Below are 22,152 nucleotides of genomic sequence, written 5' to 3' on the forward strand. Positions count from 1 at the left end.
ATGAAAATTATTGTACCAGCGACCAGTGCCAATATCGGACCTGGTTTTGATTCAGTTGGTGTCGCAGTCTCCAAATATTTAGAAATCGAAGTCTTGGAAGAAAGTCAGGAGTGGGTCATTGAGCACGACCTCAATCCACGAATTCCAACTGATAAACGGAATTTACTAATCAAGATTGCCCTGCAATTAGCCCCAGACCTTCAGCCTCATCGCTTAAAAATGACCAGCGATGTTCCTTTGGCGCGCGGTCTCGGCTCTTCTAGCTCCGTCATCGTTGCAGGGATTGAACTGGCCAATCAGTTAGCAAATCTGAACTTATCTGATCATGAAAAGCTGAAAATTGCAACAAAAATCGAAGGGCATCCCGACAATGTGGCGCCAGCAATTTATGGAAATCTAGTGATTGCAAGCTCTTTCCAAAATCAAGTTTCAGCTGTTGTATCAGATTTCCCAGAGGTCAGCTTTATCGCTTTTATTCCCGATTATGAGTTGAGAACAGTTGAAAGCCGTCGTGTCTTGCCTAATCGCCTTTCATACAAGGAAGCTGTTGCAGCAAGCTCTGTAGCCAATGTCGCTGTTGCAGCGCTCTTAAAGGGCGATATGAAAACAGCTGGTCGTGCCATTGAATCTGATCGTTTCCATGAGAGATATCGCCAACCGCTTATCAAAGAATTTTCTGATATTAAATTCTTAGCCAGAAAACAGGGCGCTTTTGCGACTTATATCTCTGGAGCTGGTCCGACTGTCATGGTTTTATCTCCGAAAGATAAGGCTGAGCAGATTTATCAGCAAATCAAGGAACAAGGCCTTGATGGACAAGTCTTCCAGTTGCAAGTCGATACTCAGGGTGTACGTGTAGAAAAATAGAAGAGAGTTTGAGGATGACGAACTTGTGGACGCAGTGTTGGTCTACAATCTTCGTTCTCCTCTTTCTTTTTGCTTTGAAAAAGAATCTTTATTTCCCTTAGTCTATCGTAAATATCATTTAATTTTGATATAATAGAGTGTAATTTGTAAAAAAGAGAGTAAGTCATGCAAAACCTAGAAAAATTTTCTGCGGAATTAGAAGGAATCGACATCCGTTTCAATGAATCTTTGAGTCAATACACTTATACGAAGGTAGGCGGAGCTGCCGATTTCTTAGTTTTTCCACGCAACTGTTATGAATTGGCTCGGATTGTCAAGTTGGCTAATCATGAAAATATTCCTTGGTTGGTACTTGGAAATTCAAGTAATATTATTGTTAGAGATGGCGGTATTCGAGGCTTTGTCATCATGTTTGATAAGCTAAATAATGTAGCAGTAGATGGCTATACGATTGAGGCAGAAGCAGGTGCAAACCTAACTCAGACTACTCGTATTGCCTTGCATCATAGTTTGACTGGCTTTGAATTTGCCTGCGGTATCCCGGGTAGTGTCGGCGGTGCTGTCTTTATGAATGCTGGCGCTTATGGCGGAGAAATTGCTCATGTGCTTGTTTCTTGCAAGGTCTTGACACCTGAAGGAGAAATTAAGACCTTGGATGCGCGTGATATGCGCTTTGGCTATCGTCATTCACTTATTCAAGAAACTGGCGACATTGTGATTTCGGCTAAGTTTGGTCTTGCACCAGGTGTCCACCAAAACATTCGTCAGGAAATGGAACGTCTGACCTATCTGCGTGAACTCAAGCAGCCTTTGGAATATCCATCATGTGGGTCGGTCTTTAAGCGTCCTTTGGGGCATTTTGCTGGTCAGCTCATCAGTGAGGCCGGTTTAAAAGGCTATCGAATCGGTGGTGTAGAGGTTTCAGAAAAGCATGCTGGTTTCATGATTAATGTCGATCATGGTACAGCTAGCGATTATGAAGAGTTGATTGCTCATGTCATTAAAACAGTCGAGGAGCATTCAGGTGTCACTCTGGAACGAGAAGTTCGAATTATTGGAGAAGCATAAGAGTCCAATATGTAATTATCTGATTGCTTTTCTAAGATTTGTCTAAGTCTTTGGGATAGCCCATATCCATGTGTCATTAGTAAAGGGGGTGAAAGCCTATCGATATCGCAAGTATGCAGGGCCATAGTAGCCCTCGAGAGGTTTTTTTGGTCTGACAGAGCCAAAAATCTGTTAATACATGGAAAAGAAGGAATTTATGCCAATTGAAAAAACCAATTATTGAGTTCAAAAACGTTTCGAAGGTTTTTGAAGACAGTAACACCGTCGTTCTCAAAGATATTAACTTTGAATTAGAAGAAGGAAAATTTTATACGCTTCTAGGAGCTTCTGGCTCTGGGAAATCAACCATTCTTAATATTATTGCAGGACTGCTGGATGCGACCACGGGAGACATCTTTTTGGATGGTGTCCGCATCAATGACATTCCTACCAATAAGCGGGATGTTCATACTGTATTTCAGTCCTACGCCCTTTTCCCGCATATGAATGTTTTTGAGAATGTAGCCTTTCCGTTGCGGTTGCGGAAGGTAGACAAAAAAGAAATTGAAGAACGGGTTACTGAAGTTCTGAAAATGGTTCAGCTGGAAGGATATGAGCGCCGTTCAATTCGGAGACTTTCAGGCGGTCAACGTCAGCGGGTAGCCATTGCTCGTGCCATCATCAATCGACCACGTGTTGTCCTACTTGACGAGCCTCTTTCTGCGCTGGATTTGAAGTTGCGGACGGATATGCAATATGAGCTCCGTGAACTCCAACAGCGTCTGGGGATCACTTTCGTCTTTGTCACCCACGACCAGGAAGAAGCCCTGGCTATGAGTGACTGGATTTTTGTCATGAATGAAGGGGAGATTGTCCAGTCAGGAACGCCAGTGGATATCTATGATGAGCCAATTAACCACTTTGTTGCGACCTTTATCGGAGAATCTAATATCCTTCCAGGTAAGATGATCGAAGACTACTTGGTCGAGTTCAATGGCAAGCGTTTTGAAGCAGTTGACGGAGGCATGCGACCAAACGAATCCGTTGAAGTGGTGATTCGTCCAGAGGATTTGCGCATTACTCTGCCTGAAGAAGGAAAACTGCAGGTTAAAGTAGATACCCAGCTTTTCCGCGGGGTTCATTACGAAATTATCGCCTATGATGAACTCGGAAATGAATGGATGATTCACTCGACCCGCAAGGCCATCGTCGGAGAAGAAATCGGTCTGGACTTTGAGCCAGAGGATATCCATATCATGCGCCTCAATGAAACCGAAGAAGAATTCGATGCTCGGATTGAAGAATACGTAGAAATCGAAGAGCAAGAAGCAGGGCTGATCAACGCCATTGAGGAGGAAAGAGATGAAGAAAACAACCTCTAACCTTTTTATGCTTCCATATTTTCTTTGGATTCTGCTCTTTGTCCTAGCTCCAGTGATAATGATTGTCTGGAAATCATTCTTTAATATCGAAGGGCAGTTCACGCTGGAAAACTATCGGATTTATTTCACGTCGCAGAATTTGACCTATCTGAAAATGAGCTTTAACTCGGTATTTTACGCAGGCATCATCACCTTGGTGACCTTGCTCATTTCCTATCCGACTGCTTATTTTTTGACCCAGCTCAAGCATCGCCAGCTCTGGCTCATGCTAATTGTCCTGCCGACTTGGATCAATCTTTTGCTTAAGGCCTACGCTTTTATCGGCATTTTTGGACAAAACGGCTCGGTAAATGAATTTTTGACCTTTATCGGTATCGGTCCCAAGCAGATTCTTTTCACTGACTTTTCTTTTATTTTTGTTGCTAGCTACATTGAGCTGCCCTTTATGATTCTACCGATTTTCAACGTCTTGGATGATTTGGATCCCAACCTCATCAATGCCAGCTATGACTTGGGTGCCAATCGTTGGCAGACTTTCCGCAATGTCGTCTTTCCGCTTTCAATGAATGGCGTGAGAAGTGGCGTGCAGTCAGTTTTTATTCCCAGTCTCAGCCTCTTCATGCTGACGCGTTTGATCGGTGGGAACCGTGTTATTACACTGGGTACAGCCATTGAACAGCATTTCTTGACAACGCAAAACTGGGGAATGGGCTCAACCATCGGAGTGGTTCTGATTATTGCCATGCTCTTCACTATGTGGGCAACCAAGGAAAGGAGAGAACGATGAAAAAATTTGCTAATCTCTATTTAGCGATTGTGTTTCTAATCCTTTATCTTCCGATCTTTTATTTGATTGCCTATGCCTTCAATGCTGGCGATGATATGAACAAATTTACAGGCTTTGATCTGGTTCATTTTCAAAAGTTATTTGAAGATTCACGCTTGATTTTGATTTTGGCGCAGACGTTCTTCTTAGCCTTTCTTTCTTCCCTCATTGCTACCATTATCGGAACTTTCGGTGCTATTTATATTTACCAAGCCCGCAAAAAATATCAGGATGCTTTCTTATCCATCAATAATATTCTGATGGTGGCGCCTGACGTTATGATTGGTGCTAGCTTCCTGATTCTCTTTACCACGGCTAAATTCCAGCTGGGCTTTGTGTCCGTTTTGGCCAGCCACGTCGCTTTTTCAATTCCCATTGTTGTGCTAATGATTTTGCCACGGCTAAAAGAAATGAATGACGACATGATCAAGGCTGCTTATGATTTGGGAGCCAGTCAAGTCCAGATGCTCAAGGAAATCATGTTGCCTTATCTGACGCCAGCGATCATTGCCGGCTACTTTATGGCTTTCACCTACTCACTCGATGACTTCGCTGTGACCTTCTTTGTAACAGGAAATGGCTTCTCAACTCTCTCCGTAGAAATTTATTCTCGTGCACGGCAAGGAATTTCCTTGGAAATTAATGCCCTGTCTGCTCTGGTCTTTCTCTTTAGTATCTCTTTAGTCATTGGCTATTACTTTATCACGCGTGAGAAGGAGGAAGCAGCATGAAAAAACTCTATTCGTTTTTGGCAGGGATTCTTGCGATTATCCTGATCTTGTGGGGAATTAGCTATCGGATTGAGAGTAAAGCCAATAGCAAGGGCAGTGATAAATTGGTTGTCTATAACTGGGGAGATTATATTGATCCGGAATTGCTGACAGAGTTTACCAAGGAAACAGGCGTGCAGGTGCAGTATGAAACCTTCGACTCCAACGAAGCCATGTACACGAAAATCAAACAAGGTGGAACGACCTACGATATCGCAATCCCAAGCGAGTATATGATCGCCAAGATGATGAAGGAAAACTTGGTGGAGAAATTAGACCATAGCCAGATCAAAGGCTTGGAAAATATTGGTTCAGACTTTTTGGATCAGCCATTTGATCCAGGAAATCAGTATTCTATTCCTTATTTCTGGGGAACCCTGGGCATTGTTTACAATACTAAAATGGTCGAGCACGCGCCTGAACACTGGAACGATCTCTGGAAGCCAGAATACAGAAACACCATCATGATGATTGACGGTGCTCGTGAAGTCATGGGGATTGGTCTGAACTCGAATGGTCATAGTCTTAACTCCAAAGATGCTGACCAGCTGCAGGAGGCTGTCGATAAACTCTACACTCTGACGCCCAATATCAAGGCCATCGTCGCTGATGAGATGAAAGGCTACATGATTCAGAATAACGCGGCTATTGGCGTGACCTTCTCTGGCGAAGCTCGCCAAATGTTGGAAGCCAACGAAGATCTGCGCTATGTTGTGCCTACAGAAGCCAGCAATCTTTGGTTTGACAATATCGTTATTCCGAAGACGGTCAAAAATAAAAAAGCTGCCTATCAGTTTATCAATTTCATGCTGAGACCAGAAAATGCTTATAAAAACGCCCTCTATGTTGGCTACTCAACACCAAATCTTCCTGCCAAGGCTATGCTGCCAGAAGAAGTACAGGAAGACGAGTCCTTTTATCCAACAGAAGAGACCATAAAGCATCTGGAAGTCTATCATCAATTAGGTCCAAAATGGCTCGGAACATACAATGACCTCTATCTTCAAGTCAAAATGTATCGCAAATAGCCAAAGAAGAGGCTGGGACAAAAGTCCTAGCCTCTCAATTGTCTTTGGATTATCGAGCAAGGCGCAGTGGTTGAGTGGGCTCTACTACGCTGATTTCATCAGCTTTTACAGCCCTACTCAACTGTGCGGAGGTGGGACGACGAAATCGAATTCTAACGAATTACCGATTTCTGTCCCACTCTCTTTTTTGTATTTTGACTTGTATAATTATTTGAAAAGTAGAAGAGAAAGTAGTAAAATTATATTAACATATGCAATAGAGCTTTGTGCTCAATTAAGGAGGAAATCATTATGTCAGTTTTCTACGTTCCATCAGTCAATTTGATTGGTAAGGGTGTCATCAATGAATTTGGCGGTCATGTCAAAGAGCTGGGCTTCAAGAAAGCTCTCATCGTTACAGACCACTACATTGCATCCAGTGACATTTTACCAAAAGTCATCAAGCCGCTAGAAGCAGAAGACATTGAATATGTGGTTTTTGAAGATGTAGACCCAAATCCTTCTTGTAAGAATGTTTATGATGGCTTAGCTACTCTTCAAGAAAATGACTGTGATTTTATCATCAGTGTCGGCGGTGGCTCACCTCAAGATGCTGCTAGCTGTATTTCCATCATGGCGACAAATGGTGGTAAGCCGCAGGATTATGAAGGGCTCCACAAGTCTAAAGAAAAGGGTCTGCCAGTTGTAGCCATCAACACAACGGCAGGGACTTCTGCCGAAATCACTATCAACTATGTTATCACGGATGAAGAACGTCAGGTCAAGATGGTGATGGTTGATAAAAACAGTCTGGCTCTCATCTCTGTCAATGACCCAGAGCTCATGGTTTCCAAACCAACTAATTTAACAGCAGCAACCGGGATGGATGCTTTGACTCATGCTGTTGAGGCCTTGGTAACTCCTGGTGCTTATGGCGTGACCAAGAAGTTGTCTATCGGTGCTATTGAGTTGATTAAGGAATATTTGCCGCGTGCAGTTGCTAATGGCCATGATATAGAAGCGCGTGAAGCTATGGTCAATGCTATTTTCCTTGGGGGCATGTCCTTTAACAATGCAGGTCTGGGCTACGTGCATTCGATGGCTCACCAGCTTGGTGCGGTCTATCATTTGCCTCATGGCGTTTGCTGTGCTATGCTCCTGCCAGTAGTTGAGCGTGAAAATGCCAAACGTGTACCAGCAGCCTTTAGAAATGTAGCTAAAGCTTTAGGCTTGCATACCGAAGGCAAGACTGATGAAGAATGTGCAGCATATGCCATTTCAGAAATAGAAACCTTGTCCGAAACGGTCGGTATTCCTAAGAAATTGACCGAACTTGGTATTGAAGAAAAGGACTTTGACTTTGAATACCTTTCTAAGAATGCTTTGATTGATGCTTGCGCACCTGGCAATCCTTTCATGCCGACTTTGGAAGAAACCATTGCTTTATACAAGGAATTGTTTTAAGCCAAAGGAAAAAGCTCTCCCTCTAAACTTAGTTGATTTATATCAAAAAAAGACAGTTGCTCTCTCTCCTACAGCTGTCTTTTTAATTTATGGAAATGGGATGATCTACAGGATTAGTGCTCTAGAATAAACTTAGCAATAGCAGTGGCGACGCCATTTTCTTCATTGCTATCTGTTACATAGTTGGCCAAGTCTTTGACATGCTGGCTAGCATTTCCCATGGCAACGCCCAAGCCAGCAAACTGCAGCATTTCAATATCATTATTCGCATCGCCCAGTGCCATGATTTCCTCAGGCTTGATTTCTAGACGTTGCGCCAGACGTTCTAGGGCAAAGGCTTTTGTAACACCTTTTGGCATCGCCTCATAGATGACAGGCTGGGAACGGACGCCACTGAATCGTTGGCAGAGTTCCTGCGAGAACTTGGTCTCAAAATCGTCTACCTGTTCTGGATTTCCTAGAAACATAGCTTGAAACATTCGATGCTGGCCGCTGCAAGCTTCTTCAAGGCTGATTTCAGTAGGAGTCGTAAAGACAAGAGCCGCATCATCTGTCACAATTTTGCTGGCCTTTTCTCCCACGACGAAGTAATGCTCTTCATCAAACAAGGTCAACTGCACTTGGCTCTGCTCGGATAAACTGTAGAGGTAGCGAATATCATCTGGATTTAATTCTTTCCAGTCAACGACCTGCCAATCGCTAGTCTGATGGATAGCGCAGCCATTGTCTACGATGACATATTCGTTTTCATTCTCCAAGCCCAATTCCTGATAGTAAGGCTTGACACCCACGAGCGGTCTACCTGTACAGAGAACCAGCTTGACTCCAGCTTGGATAGCTTGGTGGATAGCATCAATATGAGCTTGAGGAATCTTTTTTTCCTCAGTTAGTAGGGTTCCATCCATATCAAGGGCAATTAGTTTAATCATAGTTTTTCTCCAATAGTATTTGTGAATATTATAGCATATTTTCTATTGCTAGGAGAGCAGAAATGGGGAAAGATTGTTTTTTTAATTTTCCTGTCCTTATGGTATAATAAGAAAATCTAGTAAGGAAAAGAGAAGCTATGAAAGCAAAGCGTATTGTATTTAAAGTTGGAACGAGCTCACTGACAAATCCTGACGGTAGCCTGTCGCGGGCAAAGGTGCGGGAAATCACGCATCAATTATCGGTCTTGCATGAAGCAGGGCACGAGTTGATTTTGGTATCGTCTGGAGCCATTGCGGCAGGTTTTTCTTCTCTAGGCTTTAAAAAACGCCCCACCAAGGTAGCCGATAAACAGGCTTCGGCAGCTGTTGGTCAGGGCCTTCTCCTAGAGGAGTACACAACTAATCTGCTTCTGAAGAAGATTGTATCTGCCCAGATTTTGCTGACGCAGGATGATTTTGCGGATAAGCGGCGTTACAAAAATGCTCACCAAGCTCTGTCAGTCCTCCTTAATCGAGGTGCCATTCCCATTATCAATGAAAATGACACAGTTTCTATCGAGGAGCTAAAGGTGGGAGACAATGACACGCTCAGTGCTCAGGTGGCAGCTATGGTTCAGGCGGACCTTTTGGTACTTTTGACAGATGTTGATGGGCTTTACACGGCCAACCCAGCTTCAGATCCAACTGCCCAACGTCTTGAAAGAATTGAGGCGATCTCTAGCGATTTGATTGACATGGCAGGCGGTGCAGGCTCTAGCAATGGGACTGGTGGCATGCTGACCAAGATCAAAGCAGCAACTTTGGCGACCATGTCTGGTGTACCAGTTTATATTTGTTCGTCGCTAAAAAGCAATGCTTTATTGGAGGCGGCGAGCCAGACTCGAGACGGGAGCTTTTTCTCAGCGCAGGATAAGGGCTTGAAGACACAAAAGCAATGGCTAGCCTTCTATGCCAAGAGCCAAGGTTCTATCTATGTGGATCAGGGAGCAGCACAGGCACTCCGCTACGATGGCAAAAGCCTTCTGGCATCAGGAATTGTTAGGTTAGAGGGGCATTTTTCTTACCAAGATACGGTGACGGTGTACGAAGAAGAGACGGGTGCGATTTTAGGAAAGGGGCGCGTGCGCTTTGGTAAATCTGCTCTCAAGGATATGCTGCGTTCTAGTAAGCCAAAGGGAGTCGTGATTCATCGTGACGATTGGATTTCTATTACTCCAGAGCTCCAATTGCTCTTTTCTGAATTTTAAGTGGAAATAGGAACTTACTTATTTCCTTTACCCGGACTCCCCAACATCTTCGCCAATAGAAAAAAGGAATTATTGTATCTTACGAAAGGAGGCGCTATGACCTCAACACAAGAATTATTTGAAATTGTAAAAAAGTCAAAAAAATCAATCAACACAGCTACAACTGCTGAGAAAAATCAAGCATTAGAGGAAATGGCAAAGCAGCTCTGGCTTTCTCGTGCGGATATTTTAGCAGCCAATGAACTGGATATGTCAGCGGCTAAAGCTAAAATCTCAGATGTGATGCTGGACCGCCTCTATCTGGACGAGGATCGGATTGCCGCCATGGCAGAAGGTATTCGCCAGCTGATTGACTTGGAGGATCCTGTAGGGCAAGTCTTGGAAAGGACTGAGCTTGAGAACGGTCTCGTTATCAGTAAAAAGCGAGTGGCTATGGGCGTGATTGGCATTATCTATGAAAGCCGGCCCAATGTCACTTCAGATGCTGCGGCTCTGGCGTTAAAGAGTGGCAGTGCAGTCGTTCTCAGAAGCGGCAAGGATGCCTATCAGACAGCGCTAGCTATTGTCACAGCTCTGAAAAAAGGTTTGACTCAGACCAAGATTTCGCCGGATTGTATCCAGTTGGTTTCTGATACCAGCCGAGCTTCAGCTCAGGCTATGATGAAGGCCAAGGGCTATCTGGATTTACTCATTCCTCGTGGTGGCGCGGGATTGATTCAGGCGGTCGTGGAGAATGCGACTGTGCCGGTTATTGAGACAGGTACTGGAATTGTCCATGTCTATGTAGATAAGGATGCTGATCAGGGCACGGCTTTGACGATTATTGAGAATGCTAAGACTAGTCGCCCTTCTGTCTGCAATGCCATGGAGGTACTGCTGGTTCATGAAGAGATTGCAGCAGCATTTTTACCACGTTTGCAGAAGATGCTGGTGACTGATCGTAATGCTGCGCAAGAAAAAGCTGTTGAATTACGTTTGGATGAGAAAGCAGCTCAGTATATATCAGGCTCGCAAGCTAGACCGGAAGATTTTGACACCGAATTTTTGGACTATATCTTAGCTGTCAAGCTGGTTTCCTCGCTGGAAGAAGCGGTGGAGCATATTGAGGCTCACAGCACTCATCACTCGGATGCCATTGTGACGGAGAATGATGCAGCGGCAGCTTACTTCACAGAGCAAGTGGATAGCGCAGCAGTTTATGTCAACGCCTCAACCCGCTTTACAGATGGCGGTCAATTTGGCCTTGGCTGCGAAATGGGGATTTCTACTCAAAAACTGCATGCTAGAGGTCCTATGGGACTGAAAGAGTTGACCAGCTATAAATACGTCATCCAAGGGACTGGTCAAGTGAGGAAATAATGATGAAAATTGGATTTATCGGTCTGGGAAATATGGGCGGCAGTCTCGCTCGCCTAGTTGCCCAAGATGAGAGATATAGAAGCGAATTACTACTGGCCAATCGCAGTCGTGACAAGGCTGAAACGATTGCTGCAGAACTTGGTGGTCAGCCGGTCAGTAATACAGAAGTTTTTGCTCAGGCAGAGGTGATTTTTCTGGGCATCAAACCTGCTCAATTTGCTGACTTGCTGGCTGAGTATCAGGAAATTCTAGAAAAACGAAATTCTCTTCTCCTAGTTTCGATGGCTGCGGGTCTGCCTTTGGAAACGTTAGAAAAATTGACACCTCGCCACCATCGTTGGATTCGAATCATGCCTAATACACCGGTAGCTGTTGGCGAGGGAGTTATTACTTATGCCTTATCTCAGCAGGCGAATCAAGCGGACGAAGACTTGTTGCGTGAACTTCTGTCTTCAGCTGGCCTTTTAGTCAAACTAGAGGAAAAACAGTTGGATGCAGCGACAGCTCTTGCTGGCTGTGGACCAGCCTTCGTCTATCTCTTTATAGAAGCTTTAGCGGATGCAGGTGTGCGAGCAGGACTCAGTCGCGATATAGCCCTTCAACTAGCCAATCAGACCCTTTTAGGCGCTGCCAAGCTAGGTCAGGTTAGCGGTCGACATCCGGCCCAGCTCAAAGATCAAGTCTGCAGTCCGAGCGGATCGACCATTGTTGGGGTAGCCAGTCTGGAAGAAAATGCCTTTCGAGGAACAGTCATGGCTGCCGTTCAAGCTGCCTACAAGAGGACGCAGGAACTTGGTAAGTAGGGTAATTGACATTTTGCTTCTTTTGAAGAAAAAATAGAATTGCAAAATGAGATAATACATCATCATATAAGTAGTGCAGAGAGACACTCGTAGATGGCTTGTTTAAAGTCAGTACGAGTGTCTTTTTGTTTTTCCAAAAGCTATCCATGCTAGGTTAAGTGAAAGTAAACCTGTGGATGACATAGATGGAGACTTTGCCTAAGAAGAAGTAGATTTAAAAATCAACAGCTCAGCCCATATTTCTTTTGTTTTTCCTTGACAGTTAAATTGTCAGAATTTATAATAAAAGAAGAAAGGTGATAACAGTGTTATCAAATTGAAACCATGAAAAAAGAAACAGATGAGTTAAACGAAAAAATCTTGGAAAGCGCGAGGAGTGAGTTCTTGGCTTATGGCTATCAGGATGCTTCACTGCGGAGAATTTGTCGCGCTGCTGGCTTGACGACTGGGGCTCTTTATAAGCGCTATGAGGGTAAGGACAGTCTCTTTACAGCTCTGCTTGAGCCTACTCTGACAGCCTTAGATAAGTATGGACAAGAGCAGAAGCGACGTGACTATGCTTTCCTAGAAGAGGGACACCTGTCTGATATGTGGGCCCATCGCTTGGAAGATCTCCAGTCCCTGATGCGGATTCTCTATGAGCATAAGGATATTATGCAGCTCTTGCTCTTTAAATCTCAGGGTTCTTCGCAAGCGGACTTCAGGATGCGTCTGCCTCATTTGGCAGCAGACGAGACTTATCGCTATTTGGAGCTGGCTTACAAAGAGGGTAAGATCAATCATTTGGTCAAACACGAGTTTCTGCGATCGTGCATGACAGCTTATTACACAGCTGTATTTGAGCCCTTGGCTCAAGACTGGCCCCAAGAGCAGGCGCTGGAATTTTGCCATTCCATCATGGACTTGTTTGACTGGGGAGGTTTGCTCGGTTTTTGATAGAAAGAAGGACATTCTATGAAGAAAAAATCTGTTCTTGCTTGGATCTGGGACTTTGTTTCCCTTCATAAGATGTATTTTGTGCTCAGTCTGATCTTTGCTTTTGTCTCTGTGCTTTCAGGATTCCTGCCTTATTTCTTTATTGGTGGAATGATTAATCAGCTCTTGGATGGCAATAAAAACTGGGATTTTTACTTGCAGCAGTCAGCTTTGGCAGGTCTGGCCTGGATTGGCTACTGGGGATTTCACGGTATTTCCACCATGCTGTCACATACGGCTACTTTTAAGATTTTAGCGGAAATGCGGCGCCGCCTGACAGACAAGCTAGCTAGGCTGCCTTTAGGTACAGTGCTTAGTCAGTCATCAGGAAGTTATAAAAACATTATCGTTGAGCGGGTAGATGCGACTGAAACGACCTTGGCTCACCTGATTCCAGAGTTTACTGCTGGGATTTTTGGTCCGATTATTGTGCTCATTGCTATGCTGGTTATCGATTGGCGGCTGACCTTACTGTCTCTCCTGACTATTCCCATCGTGGCGCTGGCCTATATGCGGATGGCTGTCAATAGCGAAGCGGACTATCAAAATACTCTAGTCAAGACCAAAAAGCTCAATGATACAGCGGTGGAATACATCAATGGGATTGAAGTCATCAAGGTTTTTGGCAAGGAAAAATTTTCTTACGATAAGTTTGTGACGGCTGCTAGAGAAGGAGCAGACTGCTTTATTGAGTGGATGCGCAAGTTCAATCTGGAGATGGGCATTGTGACTGCTTTTCTGCCATCAGGCTTACTCTTTCTGTTGCCGGCTGGCTGTTATTTCTATCTGCAAGGCAGTTTGACTGCCAGCAATTTTATTCTGATGATTATTCTTTCGCTCAGTCTGCTGACTCCTCTGATTTTAGTGGCTAGCTATATGGACGATTTACGGAAAATCGGGACTATTTTTGGCCAAGTCATTGATATTTTGGAAAAGCCTGATTTGGAAAGGCCTCAGGAGCTGCGAGAACTTCCAAAAGGAAGGGATCTGGTCATGACGAATGTCAGCTTTGGCTATACAGATGAAGAGGAAGTGCTGCACGGTATTTCGCTAGATATTAAGGCTGGCAGCATCAATGCTTTAGTTGGGCCATCAGGCTCGGGTAAGTCTACAATTGCTAAGCTTCTGGCTTCTTTCTGGGATGTCAGTTCTGGTCAGATTACCTATGGTGGTTTGGATATTCGCCAGCTTCCGCTAGACTATTACAGTCGGCAGATTGCTTATGTGACCCAGGATAACTATCTCTTTGATGAGACTATTATGGAAAATATCCGGATGGGAAATCCAGCAGCTTCTGATGAAGAGGTCATCGAAATTGCCCGTCGCTGTGGCTGTTATGACTTTATCATGAACTTGGAAGAAGGTTTGGAGACTCAAGTAGGCTCTGGCGGCGGTCATCTATCTGGTGGGGAGCGCCAGCGGATTGCCATCGCCCGTGCCATGCTTAAGGATGCGCCAATTCTTATCTTAGATGAAGCGACTGCTTATACTGATCCGGAAAATGAAGCACGGATTCAGTCTAGTCTAGCTCGTCTGATTGAGGGACGGACCTTGATTGTCATTGCCCACAGGCTGTCTACGATTATGAGTGCAGACCAGATAGTCCTGGTCAATGATGGTCGGATTGAAGCTAGAGGCCGGCATGAAGAGTTGCTGGCAGCCAGTCCGCTTTATGCTTCTATGTGGCAGGCTCATATTGCTACCAGAGATAGTGGTGAAATGGAAGGAGGGCTGACTCATGCTTAATATACTGAAGAAATTCTTTGATTTCTGTACGGCAGAGGACTGTAGGAAATTTTATCAATCCATTTATCTGGGCATCATCAAGTCCTTTATCATCGCTCTGCGTATCCCAGCAATCGGCCTAGTCGTTATGGGACTGATAGAGAAGAACTTCTCGATGCAGACCTTCTGGCTGGCTCTGGCTATCATGTTGGTATCCACTGTGCTAAATGTCTGGATTACTCTGAAAATTACCATGCTGCAGACGGAAGCGGGCTATCATACCTGTGCTCAGAAGCGGATTGAAATTGCCGAGCACATGCGCTATCTGCCCATGGGTTACTTTAATCAAAATAGCTTGGGCAAGATTACCAGTGTTACGACGAATACGCTGGAAGGGCTGTCTGATGTCGCTACTCGAGTGGTTATGATGACTGTGCAGGGCTTTCTGACGACTGGTCTCATCACTATTTTGGTCTTTCTCTATGACTGGCGGGTTGGTCTGGTTCTCTTGGGGGGGCTCGTCCTCTTTATCCTGCCCAATACCCTCATGCGTTGGCAAGTTGGCAAGGTTTCGGCTGACAAGTATCAGGCGGATATGGACCTGGTAGCCGTTGTTTTGGAGTATAGCCAAGGGATTGCTGAAGTTAAGAACTACAATCTGGTCAACCGTTCTGCCAAGAAGCTGTCCAAGGCTATTGAAGGTAAGAGTCAGCTAGATACCAAAATTACACTTGTGACCTCACCTTACATTGCCCTCCAAGGCATTGTGACCAAGCTGACCGGTCTCTTTATGGGTCTTTTCTCTATCTATTTTTATCTCAATGGCAGTATGGAGCTGCTGGTAACCATTATGATGATTGTCAGTGGTTTTATGATTTATGAAAATCTAGACGGCGTTGGCTCTTTCTCTTCTCTCCTACGCATTGTTGATTTGTCAGTTGATATGGTCAATCAAGTCTTGGCTATCCAGCCGATGGACATCAGCGGTCAGGATATTGAGCCTAAGAGCAGCCGGATTGAGCTGAGAGATGTTAGCTTCTCTTATGGAAATAAGAAAATTATTGACCGGGTTTCCCTCACCATTCCCGAAAAAACAACAACTGCCCTGGTCGGACCTTCTGGATCAGGCAAAACAACGCTTTGCAACCTCATTGCCCGCTTCTGGGATGTGGACCAGGGAAGTATTAGTCTAGACGGGCATGATGTTAGGGAATACAGCTATGACAGCCTGATTCGTAATTTCAGCTTTGTCTTTCAAAGCGTCTATCTCTTTGAAGATACCATTGGCAATAACATTCGTTTTGGCAAGCCGGAGGCCAGTCAGGAAGAAGTGATAGAAGCTGCTAAGAAAGCCGCCTGTCATGACTTTATCCTCTCGCTGCCTGATGGCTATGACACTAAGATTGGTGAAGGGGGTGCCAGTCTTTCTGGAGGTGAGCGCCAGCGTATTTCCATCGCTCGAGCTATTATCAAGGATGCACCTATTATCATTCTGGATGAAGCAACAGCCAATGTTGACCCCGAAAACGAAGAAGCCCTCATGCGGGCTATTCAGGCTTTGACTCGCGATAAGACCATTATCATGATTGCCCACCGACTCAAGACGGTTGAGCATGCAGACCAGATTCTGGTGCTGGATCAAGGCCACATTGTCGAGCAAGGGAAACACCAAGACTTACTGGCCAAACAAGGTATCTACAGCAAATTTATCCAAGAAAGAAAAACAGCCGCCAGCTGGCGGATTGAGATGGAGGAGTGATAACCTGAAACAGCAAGCTATTTGGCTTGCTGTTTTTCATTTAAAGGGAAGAATGGTATAATGAAATATAGAAAATCTTGAATGAGGTAGCCATGAACGAAATCAAATGCCCCAACTGCGGGGAGGTTTTTACAGTCAATGAGAGCCAGTACAGTGAGCTTTTGTCGCAGGTTCGGACTGCAGAGTTTGACAAGGAGATTCATGCTCGGATTGAGCAGGAGCTGGCTTTAGCAGAGCAAAAATCCCAGAATGCCCAACAAGCTCTCCTATCGCAGAAAGAGCAGGAAATTAGCAAGCTTCAAAGTCAAATCGCTCAGTTTGAGACCCAGCAGGAATTGGCAAAGAAAGAGGCGGAGCAGGCAGCAAGTCTTCAATTGCAGGAGAAGGATAAGGAAGTTCAGCAATTGGAAAGTCAGCTGACAACTCTGCGCTTGGAGCATGAAAATCAACTCCAAAAGACCTTGTCTGCGCTGGAAAAAGAGCGAGACGAGGTTAAGAATCAGCTAGTTTTGCAAGAAAAGGAAGCAGCGCTGGCTCAGACCTCTCTCAAAGAGCGCTATGAGGTAGAGCTGCGGCAGAAAGATGAGACCATAGAGTTCTACAAGGATTTTAAGGCCAAGCAGTCTACTAAGATGATTGGCGAGAGTTTGGAACAGCACTGCGAGTATGAGTTTAACAAGAATCGCATGGGGATGTTTCCGCGAGCGGAATTTGGCAAGGACAATGATGCCAGAACAGGCAGCAAGGGCGACTACATTTACCGTGAGGTGGATGAAAATGGTGTAGAAATCCTCTCCATCATGTTTGAGATGAAAAATGAAGGCGATGAGACAGCTACCAAGAAGAAAAACGAGCATTTCTTCAAAGAGCTGGATAAGGACCGGCGGGAGAAGGGTTGCGAGTATGCCATTCTGGTGACACTTCTTGAGGCTGACAGTGAACTCTACAATTCGGGTATTGTCGACGTGTCCTATGCCTATGAGAAGATGTATGTTATCCGACCACAGTTCTTCTTGCCCATGATTACCCTTTTGCGTAATGCTGCGCTTAACTCGCTCCAGTACAAGCAGGAGCTGGCCTTGGTGCGGGAGCAGAATATTGATATAACACATTTTGAGGAAGATTTGGATGCCTTTAAAGTAGCTTTTGCTAAGAACTATCAGTCTGCTTCGACCAACTTTGGCAAGGCCATCGAGGAGATTGACAAGGCTATCCGCCGGATGGAAGAAATCAAGAAATTCCTGACGACCTCTGAAAACCAGCTGCGCTTAGCAAATAATAAACTGGACGACGTCTCTGTCAAAAAATTGACACGCAAAAATCCTACTATGAAAGCTAAGTTTGAGGCTTTGAAGGAGAAGTAAGAAAGTAAGATATGAACGGTATTATCAACTTAAGAAAAGAAGCGGGCATGACTTCGCATGATGCGGTATTTAAGCTGCGCAAGATTTTAGGAACGAAGAAAATTGGTCACGGGGGCACCTTGGATCCAGATGTAGTCGGGGTGCTTCCGATTGCTGTAGGCAAGGCGACACGTTTGGTCGAGTTCATGCAGGAGGAAGGAAAGATCTACGAGGGGGAGATTACTCTGGGCTGCTCAACGACGACAGAGGATGCTAGCGGCGACATTCTTGAGCGGACGCCAGTGACGGAGCTTTTAGAAGAAGCCCTTATCGATGAAGCGATGGAGTCCATGACTGGTGAGCTTCGCCAGATTCCGCCCATGTACTCTGCAGTCAAGGTAAATGGCCGCAAGCTTTATGAGTATGCGCGTGCAGGTCAAGAAGTGGAGCGACCAGAGCGGCAGGTGACCATCTATAGTTTTGAGCGCACAAGTCCGAATTCCTATGAAGATGAGCAAGCTCGTTTTCGCTTTCGGGTCAAGTGCAGCAAGGGAACCTACGTCCGAACCCTGTCTGTTGATTTGGGAGCCAAGCTGGGCTTTGCCAGTCACATGTCTCAGTTGACACGGACTTCTTCAGCAGGTATGAGCTTAGATGATGCTTTGACCTTGGAAGAAATAGCGGAGCGAGTAGCAGTGGAGGATTTTACATTTCTTCAGCCTCTGGAGTTGGGGACAGGTGATCTACCAAAGATTGAACTAACGATAGAGCAGTTAGAGGAAGTCCGCTTTGGTCGCTTTATTTTCATTGAAAATGCGGCAACAATCTTGGCTGGTTTTCATAAAGGTAAGCTTATCGCCATCTTAGAAAAAAGGGAAGAAGCTTATAAACCTAAAAAAGTTTTTCTTTAATCATATTGAAAATATCAGAGTCCTGAAATTTATTTTCAGGATTTTTTTATGCCTAGAATAATTAACCAAATCTATAGACTAAAAAATGTATAAATATACTGTTCGAATAGATCAGAAACACTTATAAAATTTACTGTGAATTTTTAAAATAGCAATACTCAAAAATTGGACATTTTCGCTAAAAATGAATTAGTAATGATAGGGCTATAAAATTGCTTAAATCTTACTTATATGGTACACTTAAGGGAGTGACAATTTTAAATAATAAGGAGGGTTCCAATACATGGGACAAGACTGGAAGAAAATAGAAAGGCAACGTTTTACAATTCGTAAGACGAGAGCATGGGGCGCATGTTCAGTTTTTCTAGGATCAAGTATTTTCTTTCTAGGAGGGGGAGTTGCAAGTGCGCAAGAAGTTAGTCCTTCTGCACAAGATCAAGCAGCTCAAGTAGCAGAAACTACTAGAGTTTCAGATGAAAAAGAGTCTGAGAAACCGGCAACTGAAGCACAAGCTGAACCTGAAAAGAATGCTGCGTCAGCAAATGCAAATGCTCAAGCAACTGAAGCTAAGGAACAAGCTGCACCGAGCACTGAAGAAGTAGCTAAAGCAGAAGAAGCAGCTGTTTCAAAAGATGAAAAGTCAGAAGAAACAAGCGCTCCGAAAGAAGCTAAAGCAGAAGAAAAGGCTGAGCCAAAAGAAGAAAAATCAGAGCCAAAAACAGCAAGTTCTGAAACTAATGCAGCCGCACAACCTAAGCGTTCAGGCACATCAGGATTCAGAAGTGTTAGTGGTACATCAGGATTCCGAAATACTGGTGCTGCTCGCCAAGGATCTGACTATACTGTTACTCAAGATGGTAATCTAGCTACAGTTCAAGCGAATGCCTTGAAAACTCAGTTGGATAGAGCAGCATCAGAGAACTTGCCAGTTACACCGAACCAGCTTAGAAATTTTGGAACCGCAACAACTGACGAAGAAAGACGCAGATTAGAACGTCAAGCAGCGGATCTTCAAAATACTGAAGCTCAGGCAATGAATAGAAAAATCTCTGATTACTTGACGGCTAAACAAAGAGCTCAACAACTAACTGGTCAAGAAGGAAGTTTGCAACAAATTGCTCCTCAAAACCTCGTGTTCTCTGATGAGCCAAACGCAACGGCTAGGATTAGGCTGGCACAAGGAGACTGGTTCGTCAAAGACAGTACGCTCACATCTCGAAATCAATATGTTCGTGAAGCTTTGGATAGTCGAAGCTACAGTGAGTGGCGAGACGGGACAACTACTCAACCGAATGCAGTTATCACTAGAGCCGATACAAGCCAACCAGCAGCAGAGCGAATCATCAAAGATGCCACAGATGGATACTACATGGTTCATACGCAAGTTGGCAGAACTACAACAGTAGAGTATACCTTGCACAACTCATCTGCTGGTGGTCGACCTATCACGAAAGCTATTGCTAGATATACGCCTAAGAAGAGTTCCGCTAATGATGATAGTATGGTAATGGCTATCCATAAAGACCCAACTATGACGGTTTGGAATGGCTCTAGCTATGATCGTAAAGGAACTGGTAACCAATTACATATGGAATGGGAATTCTATTATGCAGATGGTACTAAGGTGGACTTCGGTCAAACACCAGGTGTTGTTTCTTTCGCTTCACGTAACCACCACGGGGATGATATTTACGCTGAAATTTATGGTAATTTGAGCTCAAATATGCAGAATGTACAAATTGTAGGTTCTTCTATCGTTCCGCAGGCAAATGGTTGGTACTATGCAAACGGCAAAAACAACTCTTATAAAGGTCAAACTGAATACCAATGGGACCAACAAGGTAACCCAAATGAATTCTGGGGGGCAGGTGCTGCAAAAGTTACAAGTGGTACAACATTAGGTTTTGACATTGCTACCACTAACCCTGGTCGATTCTGGCCACGTCCAGTTCGCCAATGGTTCTCATTTAACACCAACGTAAAAGCGAATAATGTCGTAACTAACCCTACTTTGACTTATACTCCAGCAGCATATGTCAATGAAGTTCCAGCACCAGAACCAGAAAAATCTTATGACAGATTTGTTATGGATATTCCACATAATGTCAGAGTCGTAGATTATGAGAATGCCACTCCAGATCAAAAACGCACCTTTGACAATCAAACTGGTTCTCAGATTGTTTACCAACAAGGTAAAGACGGACAAGTTATTGTTGTAGGACCAAAACCAGAAAACCTAAATGACGTACCAAATCCTAAGTTTACAGCTCAAGAACTTGAGACACTTAAAAATGGTGGAACTGTAAGAGGATTTAAGGGACACAATTACGTTGATCCTGTAGATACCATCATGGTTGTCAAACGTAATGCGGGACCAACTGGACCTAAGGGTGATAAAGGCGCAACTGGTGCAACCGGCGCCACAGGTGCAGCAGGACCAAAAGGTGATAAGGGTGCTACAGGCGCAGCAGGACCAAAAGGCGATAAAGGCGCAACTGGTGCAACTGGTGCAACTGGAGCCACAGGCGCGACCGGAGCAACCGGTGCAGCAGGACCAAAAGGCGATAAAGGTGAAACAGGTGCAGCAGGACCAAAAGGCGATAAAGGTGCAACTGGAGCAACCGGCGCCACAGGCGCAGCAGGACCAAAAGGTGATAAGGGCGCTACTGGCGCCACAGGTGCAACCGGAGCTAAGGGTGACAAAGGTGCAACTGGCGCCACTGGAGCTAAAGGCGATAAAGGTGAAACAGGTGCGACTGGCGCTAAAGGAGAAGATGGTAAGCCATCATTAGCCCAAGTTGTCGATAATAACAACGGCACGCACACTGTTAAAGTTGGTCTGGATAAGAATGGCAATGGTCAGTTGGATCCAGATGAGGTAACCTCATCTACTATCGTTAAAGACGGAAAAGATGGCAAGTCTCCATTGGCTAAAGTTGTTGATAACAATAACGGCACACACACAGTTCAAGTCGGTCTTGATAAGAACGGTAATGGTGAGCTTGATCCAGACGAAGTAACATCATCTACAATCATCAAAGATGGTAAGGATGGCAAAGCTGGCGCAACTGGAGCTACAGGCGCGACCGGAGCTAAAGGTGAAACAGGTGCAACTGGAGCTACAGGAGCAAAAGGTGAAGATGGCAAGCCATCATTGGCTCAAGTCGTAGACAACATCGACGGTACACACACTGTTAAAATTGGTCTGGATAAGAATGGCAATGGTCAGTTGGATCCAGATGAGGTAACCTCATCTACTATCGTTAAAGACGGAAAAGATGGCAAGTCTCCATTGGCTAAAGTTGTTGATAACAATAACGGCACACACACAGTTCAAGTCGGTCTTGATAAGAACGGTAATGGTGAGTTGGATCCAGACGAAGTGACATCTTCAACTATCATCAAAGATGGTAAGGATGGCAAAGCTGGCGCAACTGGAGCTACAGGCGCGACCGGAGCCAAAGGCGATAAAGGTGAAACTGGAGCAACCGGCGCAACTGGTGCCAAAGGTGAAGATGGCAAGCCATCATTGGCGCAAGTCGTAGACAACAACGACGGTACACACACTGTTAAAGTTGGTCTTGATAAGAACGGCAATGGCCAATTGGATCCAGATGAAGTAACCTCATCTACTATCGTTAAAGACGGTAAGGATGGTAAATCTCCACTAGCTAAGGTTGTCGACAACAACAACGGTACTCACACTGTTCAAGTCGGTCTTGATAAGAACGGTAATGG

Annotated in this window: 17 protein-coding genes; 16 read left to right on the forward strand and 1 reads right to left on the reverse strand. The window is 44.7% G+C overall.

Going from position 1 to position 22,152, the window contains the following annotated elements; translation table 11 throughout:
• From thrB to D8790_RS08375, 7 genes are all read left to right on the forward strand, one after another.
• The gene (gene thrB / locus D8790_RS08340; protein ID WP_125388272.1) at nucleotides 1-867 is read left to right on the forward strand and encodes a homoserine kinase; all 867 of its coding nucleotides are present in this window, start codon (nucleotides 1-3) and stop codon (nucleotides 865-867) included.
• A gap of 165 nt (nucleotides 868-1,032) precedes the next feature.
• Nucleotides 1,033-1,935, forward strand: a complete 903-nt coding sequence (gene murB / locus D8790_RS08345; RefSeq protein ID WP_125388273.1) for a UDP-N-acetylmuramate dehydrogenase — start codon at nucleotides 1,033-1,035, stop codon at nucleotides 1,933-1,935.
• A 203-nt stretch (nucleotides 1,936-2,138) separates the two neighbouring features.
• A complete protein-coding gene (locus D8790_RS08350) occupies nucleotides 2,139-3,296 on the forward strand; it encodes an ABC transporter ATP-binding protein (protein ID WP_048763121.1) in 1,158 nt (385 codons plus the stop codon).
• Complete coding sequence (locus D8790_RS08355) at nucleotides 3,277-4,083, forward strand: ABC transporter permease (protein WP_048763122.1); 807 nt, start codon at nucleotides 3,277-3,279, stop codon at nucleotides 4,081-4,083. The genes D8790_RS08350 and D8790_RS08355 overlap by 20 nt, the downstream gene beginning before the upstream one ends.
• Nucleotides 4,080-4,853 carry an ABC transporter permease gene (locus tag D8790_RS08360; RefSeq protein ID WP_125388274.1) on the forward strand — a complete coding sequence of 258 codons (774 nt, stop codon included), beginning with the start codon at nucleotides 4,080-4,082 and terminating at the stop codon, nucleotides 4,851-4,853. Before D8790_RS08355 ends, D8790_RS08360 begins: the two co-directional genes overlap by 4 nt.
• Entirely contained in the window at nucleotides 4,850-5,920 is a 1,071-nt protein-coding gene (locus D8790_RS08365; RefSeq protein ID WP_125388275.1) for an ABC transporter substrate-binding protein, read from the forward strand. The genes D8790_RS08360 and D8790_RS08365 overlap by 4 nt, the downstream gene beginning before the upstream one ends.
• A 291-nt stretch (nucleotides 5,921-6,211) precedes the next feature.
• Entirely contained in the window at nucleotides 6,212-7,363 is a 1,152-nt protein-coding gene (locus D8790_RS08375; RefSeq protein WP_125388276.1) for an iron-containing alcohol dehydrogenase, read from the forward strand.
• Between the two features lie 113 nt (nucleotides 7,364-7,476).
• On the opposite strand, the gene D8790_RS08380 is transcribed toward D8790_RS08375, so the two are convergent.
• Complete coding sequence (locus D8790_RS08380; RefSeq protein WP_125388277.1) at nucleotides 7,477-8,292, reverse strand: Cof-type HAD-IIB family hydrolase; 816 nt, start codon at nucleotides 8,290-8,292, stop codon at nucleotides 7,477-7,479.
• Nucleotides 8,293-8,429: 137 nt separating this feature from the next.
• Here D8790_RS08380 and proB point away from each other — a divergent pair, with 137 nt between their 5' ends.
• The 9 genes from proB to D8790_RS08425 form a co-directional block, all read left to right on the forward strand.
• Nucleotides 8,430-9,539 (forward strand): glutamate 5-kinase, encoded by a 1,110-nt coding sequence (proB, locus tag D8790_RS08385; RefSeq protein WP_125388278.1) that lies wholly within the window; start codon nucleotides 8,430-8,432, stop codon nucleotides 9,537-9,539.
• Between the two features lie 96 nt (nucleotides 9,540-9,635).
• Nucleotides 9,636-10,898, forward strand: a complete 1,263-nt coding sequence (locus D8790_RS08390) for a glutamate-5-semialdehyde dehydrogenase (RefSeq protein WP_125388279.1) — start codon at nucleotides 9,636-9,638, stop codon at nucleotides 10,896-10,898.
• Nucleotides 10,899-10,900: 2 nt separating this feature from the next.
• Nucleotides 10,901-11,701, forward strand: a complete 801-nt coding sequence (gene proC / locus D8790_RS08395; RefSeq protein ID WP_125388286.1) for a pyrroline-5-carboxylate reductase — start codon at nucleotides 10,901-10,903, stop codon at nucleotides 11,699-11,701.
• A gap of 324 nt (nucleotides 11,702-12,025) precedes the next feature.
• Nucleotides 12,026-12,637 (forward strand): TetR/AcrR family transcriptional regulator, encoded by a 612-nt coding sequence (locus tag D8790_RS08400; RefSeq protein WP_125388280.1) that lies wholly within the window; start codon nucleotides 12,026-12,028, stop codon nucleotides 12,635-12,637.
• 18 nt (nucleotides 12,638-12,655) lie between these two features.
• Nucleotides 12,656-14,422: an ABC transporter ATP-binding protein gene (locus D8790_RS08405; RefSeq protein ID WP_125388281.1), complete on the forward strand. Its 1,767-nt coding sequence runs from the start codon at nucleotides 12,656-12,658 to the stop codon at nucleotides 14,420-14,422.
• Nucleotides 14,415-16,160 (forward strand): ABC transporter ATP-binding protein, encoded by a 1,746-nt coding sequence (locus tag D8790_RS08410; protein ID WP_125388282.1) that lies wholly within the window; start codon nucleotides 14,415-14,417, stop codon nucleotides 16,158-16,160. The genes D8790_RS08405 and D8790_RS08410 overlap by 8 nt, the downstream gene beginning before the upstream one ends.
• 92 nt (nucleotides 16,161-16,252) lie before the next feature.
• Nucleotides 16,253-17,524 (forward strand): DUF2130 domain-containing protein, encoded by a 1,272-nt coding sequence (locus D8790_RS08415; RefSeq protein ID WP_125388283.1) that lies wholly within the window; start codon nucleotides 16,253-16,255, stop codon nucleotides 17,522-17,524.
• A gap of 11 nt (nucleotides 17,525-17,535) precedes the next feature.
• The gene (gene truB, locus D8790_RS08420) at nucleotides 17,536-18,414 is read left to right on the forward strand and encodes a tRNA pseudouridine(55) synthase TruB (RefSeq protein ID WP_125388284.1); all 879 of its coding nucleotides are present in this window, start codon (nucleotides 17,536-17,538) and stop codon (nucleotides 18,412-18,414) included.
• A 283-nt stretch (nucleotides 18,415-18,697) separates the two neighbouring features.
• Nucleotides 18,698-22,152, forward strand: a 3,455-nt coding sequence (locus D8790_RS08425; RefSeq protein WP_312023756.1) for a GbpC/Spa domain-containing protein, incomplete at its 3' end; no start/stop codon positions are given.

Origin of the sequence: Streptococcus cristatus (assembly GCF_003943535.1) — a bacterium.
Taxonomy (GTDB): domain Bacteria; phylum Bacillota; class Bacilli; order Lactobacillales; family Streptococcaceae; genus Streptococcus; species Streptococcus cristatus_L.